General features: G+C 67.1%; 9 protein-coding genes. 4 read left to right on the top strand and 5 right to left on the bottom strand.

From position 1 onward, the window contains the following. The first annotated feature begins 559 nt into the window (after positions 1–559). The 4 genes from fumC to KM176_RS07445 all read left to right on the top strand — a co-directional run bounded on the left by fumC (position 560) and on the right by KM176_RS07445 (position 3,105). The gene (gene fumC / locus KM176_RS07460; RefSeq protein ID WP_160892954.1) at positions 560–1,954 is read left to right on the top strand and encodes a class II fumarate hydratase; all 1,395 of its coding nucleotides are present in this window, start codon (positions 560–562) and stop codon (positions 1,952–1,954) included. A 136-nt stretch (positions 1,955–2,090) separates the two neighbouring features. Further along, positions 2,091–2,279, top strand: a complete 189-nt coding sequence (locus tag KM176_RS07455) for a DUF4169 family protein (protein WP_160892952.1) — start codon at positions 2,091–2,093, stop codon at positions 2,277–2,279. Next, complete coding sequence (locus KM176_RS07450) at positions 2,276–2,503, top strand: ribbon-helix-helix domain-containing protein (RefSeq protein WP_160892950.1); 228 nt, start codon at positions 2,276–2,278, stop codon at positions 2,501–2,503. The genes KM176_RS07455 and KM176_RS07450 overlap by 4 nt, the downstream gene beginning before the upstream one ends. Next, entirely contained in the window at positions 2,500–3,105 is a 606-nt protein-coding gene (locus tag KM176_RS07445; RefSeq protein ID WP_160892948.1) for a nucleotidyltransferase family protein, read from the top strand. The genes KM176_RS07450 and KM176_RS07445 overlap by 4 nt, the downstream gene beginning before the upstream one ends. Before the next feature lie 53 nt (positions 3,106–3,158). On the opposite strand, the gene KM176_RS07440 is transcribed toward KM176_RS07445, so the two are convergent. The 5 genes from KM176_RS07440 to KM176_RS07420 all read right to left on the bottom strand — a co-directional run bounded on the left by KM176_RS07440 (position 3,159) and on the right by KM176_RS07420 (position 12,096). Next, positions 3,159–5,132 carry a Hint domain-containing protein gene (locus tag KM176_RS07440; RefSeq protein WP_160892946.1) on the bottom strand — a complete coding sequence of 658 codons (1,974 nt, stop codon included), beginning with the start codon at positions 5,130–5,132 and terminating at the stop codon, positions 3,159–3,161. Between the two features lie 594 nt (positions 5,133–5,726). Further along, the gene (locus tag KM176_RS07435) at positions 5,727–7,091 is read right to left on the bottom strand and encodes a TrkH family potassium uptake protein (protein ID WP_236045214.1); all 1,365 of its coding nucleotides are present in this window, start codon (positions 7,089–7,091) and stop codon (positions 5,727–5,729) included. A gap of 336 nt (positions 7,092–7,427) precedes the next feature. Next, the gene (locus KM176_RS25280; RefSeq protein WP_160892942.1) at positions 7,428–7,958 is read right to left on the bottom strand and encodes a chemotaxis protein CheD; all 531 of its coding nucleotides are present in this window, start codon (positions 7,956–7,958) and stop codon (positions 7,428–7,430) included. Positions 7,959–7,972: 14 nt separating this feature from the next. Continuing rightward, the gene (gene cheB, locus KM176_RS07425; RefSeq protein WP_311136141.1) at positions 7,973–9,001 is read right to left on the bottom strand and encodes a chemotaxis-specific protein-glutamate methyltransferase CheB; all 1,029 of its coding nucleotides are present in this window, start codon (positions 8,999–9,001) and stop codon (positions 7,973–7,975) included. 47 nt (positions 9,002–9,048) lie between these two features. Further along, positions 9,049–12,096 (bottom strand): methyl-accepting chemotaxis protein, encoded by a 3,048-nt coding sequence (locus KM176_RS07420; RefSeq protein ID WP_160892938.1) that lies wholly within the window; start codon positions 12,094–12,096, stop codon positions 9,049–9,051. Positions 12,097–12,305: the final 209 nt, after the last annotated feature.

Here is a 12,305-nt window from a genome sequence, read left to right as displayed (position 1 = left end):
AATGGGCCAGGTCGGGGCCAGTCTGGGCTTCGGTGAGCGGTGAGCGGTGAGCGGTGAGCGGTGAGCGGTGAGCGGTGAGCGGTGAGCGGTGAGCGGTTGGAAATTTCAATGGACCGGCCCAGGGGCAACCCGGAATCGGCACGGCGTTTTTCCGGGCGAAGGTCCGGGGTGACGCGTGGCCCCGGGCTGTGACCGGGGCCGGGACCGGCAGAGCGTGGATGGCGCGCCTCTGGCTGGGCTCCTTGGTGCCCGGGCAATTCCCGGGAGCGGCGGGTCGGCACAGCGCGTGCAGCGCTGTGCCGATGATGTCCCGGTCAAATGCCATCTGGCCCGCCGGCCCTTCGGCGCCCCTGCGCGCGCCTGTCCGCGACCTCCTGCGGGCCATGTGCGGGCCATGTCCCAGCGGATCCGCATCGGCGCGACGCCTGACGCAAAGGCAGTGTGGGCCCTCTCCCTCTCCTCTCTGCGTTGCACAAGCGCTTCTGTTGGCGCGAACGGCATTGAACCCCCCGTAAATTCGGGGCAAACCTCCTGCGTCCATCCCAAGGGAGAGCAGAGAATGACTGAGACCCGCACCGAAACCGACAGCTTCGGCCCGCTGGAAGTTCCCGCAGACAAGTACTGGGGCGCGCAGACGCAGCGCTCCATCATGAACTTCCCCATCGGGTGGGAGACGCAGCCGGTTCCGATCATCCGCGCGCTCGGCGTCATCAAGAAGGCCTGCGCCATGGCCAACAAGGATCTGGGCAACATGTCGCCCGAGATCGCCGATGCGATCATGGCCGCCGCGACCGAGGTCATCGAGGGCAAGTTCGACGACAACTTCCCGCTGGTGGTCTGGCAGACCGGTTCGGGCACGCAGTCGAACATGAACGCCAACGAGGTGATCTCGAACCGCGCGATCGAGATGCTGGGCGGTGAGCTGGCCTCCAAGAAGCCGGTGCACCCGAACGACCACTGCAACATGGGTCAGTCCTCGAACGACACCTTCCCGACCGCCATGCACGTGGGCATCGCCATGCAGGCGCGCGACGTGCTGATCCCCGGCCTTGAAAAGCTGGCGGCGGCGCTGGAAGCCAAATCCGAAGAGTTCAAGGACATCATCAAGATCGGCCGGACCCACACCCAGGATGCGACCCCGCTGACCCTGGGCCAGGAATTCGGCGGCTATGCGCATCAGGTCCGCAAGGGCATCGAGCGCGTGAAATCCGCCCTGGGCGACATCTACGAACTGGCGCAGGGCGGCACCGCCGTGGGCACCGGGCTCAACACCAAGAAGGGTTGGGGCGAGATGGTCGCGAAGAACATGGCCGAGATCACCGGCCTGCCCTTCGTCACCGCGCCCAACAAGTTCGAAGCGCTGGCCGCCCATGATGCGATGGTCATGTTCTCGGGCGCGCTGAAGACCGTTGCCGCTTCGCTGTTCAAGATCGCCAACGACATGCGCCTGCTGGGCTCGGGCCCGCGCTCGGGTCTGGGCGAGCTGATCCTGCCGGAGAACGAGCCGGGCTCCTCGATCATGCCGGGCAAGGTGAACCCGACGCAGGCCGAAGCGCTGACCATGGTCTGCGCCCATGTCATGGGCAATGACGCGGCCATCGGCTTTGCCGGTTCGCAGGGGCACTTCGAGCTGAACGTCTACAACCCGATGATGTCCTACAACGTGCTGCAATCCATGCAGCTGCTGGGCGACTCGGCCAGCGCGTTCACCGACAACATGGTCGTGGGCACCAAAGCCAACCTGCCGCGCATCGACAAACTGATGAAGGAAAGCCTGATGCTGGTGACGGCGCTGGCCCCCACCATCGGCTATGACAACGCCACCAAAGTCGCCAAGACGGCGCACAAGAACGGCACCACGCTGAAGGAAGAGGCCATCGGCCTGGGCTTCGTGGACGAAGAGACCTTCGACCGCGTCGTGCGCCCCGAGGACATGATCGGTCCGAAGGACTGATCCCTGCGGCGGATGTCCGGCCCCTTGCTGGCCGGGTGTTTGCATATTTGGGGAAAGATGAAAGGGGGCGGTTCCGCAAGGGGCCACCCCTTCGCGCTGGCTGGACGGGGATTGCGGCGCGTGGCATGGTGCGGCCATGAGCAGCGTCACCAACCTCAACCAGTTCCGCAAGCAGAAGGCCCGCGCCGAGAAGCGCGCGCAGGGCGATGCCAATGCGGCGAAGTTCGGACGCAGCAAGGCCGAACGCCAAAAGGCCGAGGCCGAGGAGCGCCAGGCAGAAAGGCGCCTCGACGGGCACCGGCTGGAGCGCGACCCGGAGGCATGAGCAGCCGGCCCGTCAAGCGCTCCCTGACCCTGCGGGGGCATCGCACCAGCGTGTCCCTCGAGGAGCCTTTCTGGAAGGAATTCCGGCGCATTGCCGAGGCCGGTGACCTGGCGATCAACGAGCTGGCCGCGCAGATCGACGAGGGCCGCGACCTGGAGACCGGGCTTGCAACCGCGATCCGCCTGCATGTTCTGGAGGCGCTGAAGCGCGAGGCCGGGCGATGAGTCTGGTGGTGCTGCTGCTGGCGGCGGGGGCGTCTTCCCGGATGCGGGGGGGCGACAAGCTGCTGGAACCGGTCGCGGGCCAGCCCCTGCTGCGCCTCATGGCGCTGCGGGCGCTGGAGCTGGCGCCGGTGATCGTGACCCTGCCCGCGCTTGACCATCCCCGGCGCCGGGCGCTGGAAGGCTTGCCGGTGACGGTCGTGCCGGTGCCCGAGGCAGGGGAAGGCATGGCGGCTTCGATCCGCGCAGGCGTGGCGGCCCTGGGCCCGGCGGAGGCGGTGATGATCCTGCCCGCCGACATGCCCGAGCTGACCGCGGGCGACCTGCGCAGGGTCGCGGCGGGCTTTGACGGGCGGCAGATCCGGCGCGGCGCCAGCGGCGCCACCCCGGGCCACCCCGTGCTGTTTCCGGCCGAGCTGTTTCCCGAGCTTTCGCGCCTGAGCGGCGACCAGGGCGCCCGACCGGTGCTGCGGGCCCATGCCGCGCGGGTCGTGCCGGTGGCCCTGCCGGGGCGCCATGCGCTGACCGATCTCGACACCCCGGAAGACTGGTCGGCCTGGCGCGCCGAGGGAGGGGACGGAAGCGCACCAGGCCGGGGCGGCTGACAGGGCCAGCCGCATCACGGACGCCGGCAGGCGACGCCGCGATCCTCTTTCGCTCAGATCATCAGCAGCCGGGCCTCGTGACCGCGCAGGCTGCGACGGGCGGCGGCATAGGCCTCCTGCCCGTCGCGCCCGGCAAGCTCCGGGAACAGAGTCAGGATCTCTTCCCGCTGGCCGGCCAAAAGGCTGCCCATGACCTGCGGACCGGGCTGGAAGCTTTCCGACCAGGCGCCGTCCGAGAGCACCACCTCGTGATCGTCGAACATGAAATGCAGATAGGTCACCTCAGTCACCTCGGCGCGCTCCACACCCGTCATCGCGACCAGGTGCTTGGCGGCCACCAGAACCTCTCGGTCCTCGAAATAGAGCGCGGCGCGGTCGCTGCTGATCAACATCCGGTGGTTCGGGCTGACCAGCATGTCGCGCTCTGGCAGGCCATGGCCCAGGGCGCCGCGCCGGATGCGCACCGGCTGCAGCTGCGGATGGGCGGCAAGTTCCTCCGCCGACAGGTGCCGCCGGCCGATCCAGCGCAGCGGCTGGATGCCGTTGTCGCGGGTGATCACCCGATCGCCTTCCTTCAGGTCCTCGACCCGCATCTCTCCGCGCGGGGTGGCAATCAGGGTGCCGGGGGTGAAACAGGGCACGATCAGCTCGATATCCTCGAAGCAGGCGGTGCCCTCCAGGCTGTTGTCAGCAGCGTAGAAGTAGATCACGCCATCCTCGGGGTTGTCGCCATCGCGCACCACCTTCAGGTGGCCCCCGTCGGAGGCCACGCCCTGAAGATCCAGCACGTCCCAGTCATCGCCTGAGGATCCGCCATCCAGAAGATCGCCCACGCTGGCACCGACCAGCACGTCGCGCCCGGCGCCGCCGTGCACCTGGTCCGCGCCGGCCTCGCCCGACAGCGTGTCATTGCCGCCCTCGCCAAAGATCGTGTCGTCGCCCGATCCGCCCGCGATCACGTCATCGCCATCCGCCGCCGTGGTGGCGCTGAGCGCCCCGGCATCGCCCGCGGTATCGTAATAGATATCGGTCACGGTGATGCCACCCGCCGACCAGCCGGTCTGGACATGGTCGATTTCCAGCCGGGTGATCGGACCATCAACGGTGATCAGCGCGGAATAATTGCCGTCGCTCGGGCTGCTGCCCCAGCCGGGCGTGCCGCTGATCAGCGTCTCGGTGCCGCCGACCCCGTCAAGGTCCTGGGTCTGCACCAGGCAGCCGGCCTCGGCATGGACTTCGACCGCGTTGCCCTCGGCATCATAGGCGCGCACCACCACCTTGGAGCCGAAGTCGATGTCGTTGATGCGGAAGGAGACCTCCGACACTTCCTGCGAGAAGTCGAAGCTGTAGGAGGCGGTCTCTCCGGCGCTGTCCACCACCGAGGCCAGGCCCGAAGTCCTGTCGATGGCCGCACCATCCCCGGCGATCCCCGCCACGTCCTGGGTCTGGTCGGTATAGAAGCTGGTCGGCGTGCCGCGGCCGCTCTGGGTCAGGGTGACGGTGACCTGGCCGGTGTCCTGTACCTGTGTCCCGGTGATCCGGTCGCCCGCATCGATGGCGCCGCCGCCGCAGTCCGGATCGGCCAGCCGGTCCCATGCAAAGCTTTCCCGGGTCGTGGCGCTGCCCCCGGTATCGCCAAAGAGCACGTCGTTGCCCGCGCCCCCCGACAGGGTATCATCGCCCGACCCGCCCGAGAGCGTATCGCTGCCGCTCTCGCCCCAGAGCCGGTCCATCCCCGCCTGGCCGGACAGCACATCATCGCCGGAGCCGCCATAGAGGTCGTCATTGCCCGCGCCCGCTTGCACCGTGTCATCGCCCCGGCCCGCCAGGACGATGTCGTCATTGCCGGTCTCGCCGGGTAGCCGCGCGTCCCCGGCATCGATCCGGTCGCCCTGAGGATCACCCGTATAGGCCGTGGTGATCAGGTCCGCCCCGGCAGTGCCCTGAACATAGCCATCCCCCGCAGAGGCCGAACCCTGGCCGTCGCCGCAATGGCTGTCGTCGTGATAGCGCGTCGTCATCTTCATCGTCCCTTCCGGCCGCCCCGCGGCCCCTCGTCCGTCCCGTCGGGCGCGCTCCGGGCCGGGCCGACGCGCAACGCTGCCCCGCGCCAGGGCAGAGCCCTCGCGCGTCAAAGGACAGGATGCTGTCGACACCGGCACATTGCCCGTGCCGGCCGCGGGATCACCTCCCGCGCATCACCGGATGCCTGACGATGTGTCGGGCCGCCCCACCGGCCCATATGACCCGTATTCGGATCATCCTCGTTCTACCGCGTCCTGCCGTTCGGGCAATCTGCGACCAAGGTCCGAGGCCCGTCCGAGATCGGGAAAACCGGGCAAATTTTCAGGAAAACCGGGAATTTTCGGGGGGCATTGTTTCCGGATCCGCGTCACACAGGCCCCGGAACGCCACGTCATTTCCGGATAGCGCCCCAAATCTTACCAAACCATGAAGATCCGGGTTTCTGGGCGGCGCACAATTAACCAACGAGTGCGAATTCCGGCCCCTCCTGGGCCATCTGCCCCCGCTGCGCCGCAAAAGGTGTCAGAAACATGGCCGCGCTTGCAGCGCCTGCATGGCCGCCCTGCCCGCCCCGGGGATTCGGGCCGAATCAGCGGTCAGGCGATCTCGCGCCAGTAGGTGCGGGTGAACAGGACGAAAACCGTCATCATCTCCAGCCGGCCCGCGTACATGCCGAAGGACAGCTCCCATTTCACCGGGTCGGAGAGGTCGGCGAAGGTGCTTGACGGGCCGATCTGGCTGCCGATGCCGGGGCCGACGTTCGCCACCGCCGTCAGCGCGCCGCTGACCGCCGTTTCCATGTCGAGCCCGTGGAAGGCCAGGATCACCGCGAGGCCGAAGACCGTGGCGGCGTAGAGCACGAAGAAGCTGATCACCCCGCTCAGAACATCCGGCTCCACCGCGCGTCCCTCGTAGCGCAGGGCGAAGACGCCATGCGGATCGCGGATCATCCGAAGTTTCACCCGCAGCGCCCGGCCCAGGATGATCCAGCGCATCACCTTGGCCCCCCCCGAGGTCGAGCCGGTGCAGCCGCCGACCACCGTCAGCAGGAAGAAGGCCACCACCGCCGTCGAGCCCCAGGTCGTGTAATCCGTGGTCGCAAAACCGGTGGTCGAAACCACCGAGACCACGTTGAAGGCGGTCAGACGCAGGGTCTCGAAGATCGGGGCGCCAGCGGTGGCGACCCGCCAGAAGGTCAGCAGCAGCGTCGCGATGGTCAGGCTCAGCACCAGCATCCGAACCTGTTCGCTGGCGGTATCGCCCCGGCGCAGCACCCGGATGTACCAGGCGAAGGGCAGCGATCCGGCCAGCATGAACAGCGTCGCCGACCATTGCAGGAAGCCGCTCTGGAAATGTCCGAAAGAGCTGTCGGAGGTCGAATACCCCCCGGTCGAGAGTGTCGCCATGGCGTGGCAGATCGCCTCGAAAAAGGTCATGCCGCCGATCAGGTAGGTCAGAAGGCACAGCACCGTCAGCCCGGTGTAGACCAGAAAGCTGGCCATGGCGAAGCGCGCGGTGCTGGTCATCTCCTTCTCGCCCAGCTCGCTGCTTTCGGTGCGGAACAGCTGCATGCCCCCCACCCGCAGGATCGGCAGCAGCGCCAGGCCCGTGACCACGAAGCCGATGCCGCCGATCCATTGCAGAAGCGCGCGCCAGAACAGGATGCCATGGGCAGTGGTATCAAGGCCCGTCATCACCGTGGAGCCGGTGGTGGTGATCCCCGACATCGCTTCGAAGAAAGCGTCGGCGGGGCTGAGCTTCCACAGCCAGAGCGGCACGGCCCCGGCGGTGGCGGCGGCAATCCACATGCCGGCGGTCAGCAGGAAGGCATGCAGGCGGTTCAGTTCGTGCAGCCGGGCCGAGGTCGACAGCGCCAGCGACGCCCCGATCAGCACCACCAGCACCCCGCCGGTCAGGAAAATCCGGGCGGTTTCCGGAAACAGCGCCGCATCGGCGAACATCAGCCCCCCGAAGAGGGCGAGCAACAGACCAATGACGTGAACAACGAAACTCACCCGGCAAGCCCCCATCTGAACTCTGCCGGTATAAAATGTGTGCCCGTGGAAAGTCGATGGTGAAGGCACCCGGCCCGCGGCGCAGGGCCGTCCGCCTCCGGGCCCGCCCCTGGGCCCGCCCGTCCTCCAGGCAGACACCGGCCTGCGGACACAAGGGTCCGCGCCGGGCTTGCACCGTGGCGCGGGCAATTCCGCCTCACGGGAAATTTACCCCCTGCGGTTGCCAGCCCCATGTTGCATCGTCTCGGAAGGCGCGGTGTGCAAGCCCGCACGCCGTTCGCATCAGAACAGTTCGACGCCGTTGCGTTCCTCCTGCACGGGCTTGCGCTTGACCTCCAGGTCCGGCGGGGCGGCCACGGTGCGCTGCATGGCGCGACCATCGCTCGGGAAGAACCGGATCTGGCGGGCCGAGCCGCCGCCAATGCTCTTGCCGATCAGCGGGATCCCCTCCCGTTCCAGGAATTCCAGCACGAAGCTGGCATTGGCATGGCCGATGTCGGACAGGCCGTTGATCATGGCCGCGCCGCCGAACACCTTGGCATTCAGCCGGCCCCGGTCGGCCCCCATACGCACCAGCGCGTTGATCAGAAGCTCCATCGCGTTGATCCCGGCAAAGTCGTTGATGCCGAGCGCGGTATGGGATCGCGCCACCAGGATATGGTTCATGCCGCCGACCTTCACGATCGGATCCCAGATACAGGTGGCCACGCAGGATCCAAGGATCGTGGTGATCACGCCGTCATGACGATCAGACACCGCGAATTCATCCTGGGTGATATTGATGTTCGGCCCCCGGCCGGTCGCCCGTTTCACATCACTCTCCGTCTTCAGCCATGCGCGGCATCGCAACTGCTACAGATTGCCTTTGCGATCTCGCCCAAGGGCAGCTGCGCATCGAGAATTCCCAGCTCGGCCGCCGCCCGGGGCATGCCGTAGACCACGCTCGTCGCTTCGTCCTGACCAATGCAATAGGCCCCGTTCTGTTTCAGCATCCGCATTCCCTCCGCCCCATCCTTGCCGATTCCAGTCAGCAGCACGGCGGTCACCGTCTCAGCGTAATCGCGCGCCGACATGAACAATTCGTCTACCGAAGGGATATGTCCGTTGCGTTTCGGCGCGAAAATCGCCGCGGTCCGAAGCTGGCGCCCGCTGCGACGGATGCCGGTATGCGCCTCGCCCCCGGGCGACAGGTAGATCTGCCCCTGCTTCAGCTCCAGCCCGTCCCCCGCCAGCTGCACCTTCTGCGGCAGCACATCGTCCAGCCGCTTTGCAAAGCTCACCAGGAAGCTGGGCGGCATGTGCTGCGAGATCACGATGGGCGGGCAGTCCAGCGGCATTGCCCGCAAAACCGTCTCCACCGCGGCAACGCCCCCGGTAGAAGCGCCGATCAGCACCGAGCGGCCGTTCCAGCGCCGCATCTGTGCCGGGCTCGACGGGCTGAGGCCGGTGGGCGGCGCCGTCCCGCGCGGACTGCCGCGCCGGAACCGGGCCGCCGCCCGCACCCGGCGCGCCAGCTGGTCAAGCAGCGCATCGTCGATGCCGCCCATCGGCTTGGGCAGCACATCTACCGCCCCCAGCGACAGCGCCCGGATCGCATGTTCGCTGCCGGTCTGCGTTAGTGAGGAAAACATCACCACCGGCATCGGGCGCAACCGCATCAGCCGTTCCAGGAATTCCAGCCCGCTCATGCGCGGCATCTCGACATCCAGGGTCAGCACGTCCGGTTCCAACTGCTTGATCAGCTCGCGCGCCATGTAGGGATCATCGGCCACGCCCACGACCTCGATCCCCTCGACCTTGTTCAGCCCGTAGCGCAGCAAATTCTGGACCGTGTGCTGATCATCGACGATCAGCACGCGTACCAACGGTCGCCGGGCCTCCGCCCCCCTGTCCGGCGGCGCCATCAGAAATCTTCCCAGCCCGAAGCTTCCGGGGCCTTATCCCGGGCCAGCGCCAGGTTGCCCCGCGTTTCGGAGTTGCGGCGCGCCGGCTTGCGGGCGGTCTTCGGACCGCGCGCGGCCGGCGCCGGTGCGTCACCGATCCGGAAATGCCCGATGGTTTCCGACAGGCTATTGGCCCGCTGCGCCAGAGCATGGCTGGCCGAGGTCGTTTCTTCGAACATCGCGGCGTTCTGCTGGGTCACGTGATCGATCTGATTCACCGCCGAGTTCACCTGCCCCAGCCCCACCGACTGTTCCTTGCCGGCCTGGGCGATTTCGGCGATGTAATCGGAAATCTCCGAGATCGAAGCGACAATCTTCTTCAGCGTCTCGCCGGTGACCCCGACCAGCTCCACCCCGCGCGACACATGCTGCCCCGACACGGTGATCAGCTGGTTGATCTCGGCGGCCGCATTGGCGCAGCGCTGTGCCAGCGCCCGCACTTCCGTCGCCACCACGGCAAAGCCGCGCCCGGCCTCTCCGGCGCGTGCCGCCTCGACCCCGGCGTTCAGGGCCAGCAGGTTGGTCTGGAAGGAAATATCATCAATGACGCTGATAACCTTGACGATTTCCTGGGAAGAGGCGGCGATCTCGGCCATGGCACGTTCGGCCTCGTCGACGACGCCACCGCTTTCCTCGGCCCGCGCCCGGGCCTCGGTCACCACCTCGTTGGCCCGGGCGGCACCATTTGCCGTCTGGGTGATATTGGTGGTCAGCTCGTCCAGCGAAGACGCCGTCTCCTGCAGGGTCATCGCCTGGCGCTCGGTGCGCACCGACATCTCGTCCGCGGCCTTCACGATCTCCGAGGTCTCGTGATGCATGGCGCTGGTCTGGCTGGCAACATTGCGCATCGCCTGGGTCAGGTTCTCCAGCGCATCGTTGAAATCGCTGCGCAGCTGTTCGTATTCCGGTGCGAAGGCCGCGGTCAGCCGCGAGGTCAGATCGCCGCGCGAGATGTCGCGCATACCAACGCTCAGCGCCTCGACCACGCTGCGCTGCGCCTCCTGCATCGCGTGCTGGCGGGCTTCGGCAGAGCGCAGCTCGGCCTGGGCGGCGGTGACATCCGAGCCGATCAGCGATGCGCCGGTGGTCTCTCCGCGACGGTCGAAAACCGGGTAGAGCCCCCCCTCGACCAACGCCTCGCCGCCGTCGCGGCGTCGGATCCGGAAGCGCCCCTGCACCGGGTCACCCCGCCGCAACGTATCCAGCATTCCCTCGCCGCTGGGCAGGTCGCCTTCGAATATCGCCAGGTCCGACAGATCCAGATCGCTCAGCGCCTCGGCCGAGCTGGCCGCCAGCACCACGAAATTGTTGTTTGCGCGGGTGAAACGCCCGGTCATGTCGAAATCGGCCATGATCTGGCCCTTCTCGATGGCCGACAGCACCGCCGTCTTGCGGCGCTCCTCTGTCACGTCGACCCATTCCACCACGAGACCTGCGAAATCGCCATCGGGCCCGTAGACCGCGTTCAGCTCGATCTGGATTCGCGCAGCGCCGACCCGGATATCGGTACGGAACGGCAGTTTGCCCGGCTCCTGCACCAGGGCGCGGATCTGCGCCGGCTTGGCATGGAAGATGTCCATATTGACCCCGATCAGGCCATCGGCATCGAAGCTCTTGGATATCTTGCGGAATTCCTGCACCTGGTTGCGCATCATCCGGCGCACCGCCTCGTTCATGTAGGTGATGGTGAAATCCGAATCCGTGATCATCAGCGCCGCCGAGGTCGATTCCAGCGCCGCGCTCTTGAAGGACATCTCGTGGGTCAGGGCGGCGGCATCGCTCAGCCGGGCGCGCAGCGCCTCGATCGAACGGCCGATCTCTCCGATCTCGTCCCGTCGCGCCACATGGGGGACCGGTGCATCATAGATCTCCTCCCGGACATTCTCGATGCTGCGGGCCACCGCGCGCAGCGGCAGGGTGACGCCAAGCGCGATCAGCAGGCCCACAGCTGCCGCCCCTACCAGGGTGATCGCGCCGTAGAGCATCATCATCCGGCTGAACCGTGCCACCGCCAGCAGCAGCTCATCGGTCTTTTCCGACACGATGACGATCCAGGTGCTGCCGAAGACCCGCGCCGGGGCGAAGGCCGTCATCAGCCCGCTCAACGCGCTTTCCGGCAGATCCTCCATGGTCACGCCGGACTCGCCCTGCAGGGCGGGCGCCAGGGGCGAGCTCTCGGACAGGGCGCCGCCCTTCCAGCCCTCGGCCTCGGACCGGGCGCGACCGTCGCTGCCGATCACGAAGACCTGCCCCGAAGCCCCCAGCCCGCCGGTGCTGCCCACCTTCGCCGTCACCGTCATCAGGTTCATCCGGAAGGCCACCACGCCCAGAACCGAGCCGTCGAAGGCCATGACCGGCGCCAGCACGAAGGCCGACATCTCTCCAAGGGTGCCGTATTCCTGGAAGTCGATGAACCGGCTCTGGCCCTCCTTGCCGGAATTCAGCATCTCGCCCACGCCAGAGAGGAAGACATCGCCCTTCCCGGCCTCTGTCGTGCGGGCGAAATCGTCCTGCTTGGCCACGGAATAGACCATGTTTCCCTTGGAATCGAACAGATAGATGTCGCGGTAGTCGCCGCGCCGCATCAGCGCGCGGAAATGGTCGTGAAAGCGTTCATGCACCCGCGCATAGACCGAGCCGTCGCCGGGATCGGACAGCTCCTGGCGCTGGAACGGCGCAAGCCCCGGCCCCTCGATGAAAAGCTGCCGCAGCCGGACAGACGCGTCGGGGCCCAGCACCTGCCAGGCGGCGCTGAAGGATTGCAGCGCGTTCGACAACAGCGGGCTGCGGGCCTGCATCTGCAGGTCGGTTTCGACCGAGGCGCCCCAGGTCTCCAGCTCGCCCACCCGGGCGCGGGCGACGCCGTTCAGCTGCTCTTCCCCGGTGACCAGAAGCGTGGCCCGGGCCGAGCGGTAGGACACCGCTGCAAGTACCCCCAGAGCCAGGGCGACGATCAGCAGGAAGGCGGCCGGAAGCCGGTAGGCAATACGAATCCTGGAAAGGCCCATCTCGTGTCCTTGTGATAGCACCGTGAAACGTCGTCCGGGCACGGGACCCTGGCCGCGACCCGTCAGAGGTATGGAAGCCCAGCCGTGAAGATTGGTTTAATCCGGTCCGGCCGGCTTCGGAGGCGATGCCGTGAATTTGCCGAAATTTCCCGACGCGTCGCCGCCGCCCGCAGCTACAGGGAACATTAAGATCTGGCGCTTAGCACTGG

It is taken from the genome of Pseudooceanicola endophyticus (assembly GCF_018760365.1).
GTDB classification, from domain to species: Bacteria; Pseudomonadota; Alphaproteobacteria; order Rhodobacterales; family Rhodobacteraceae; genus Pseudooceanicola; species Pseudooceanicola endophyticus.
This window is presented reverse-complemented; position numbering and strand designations above follow the sequence as displayed.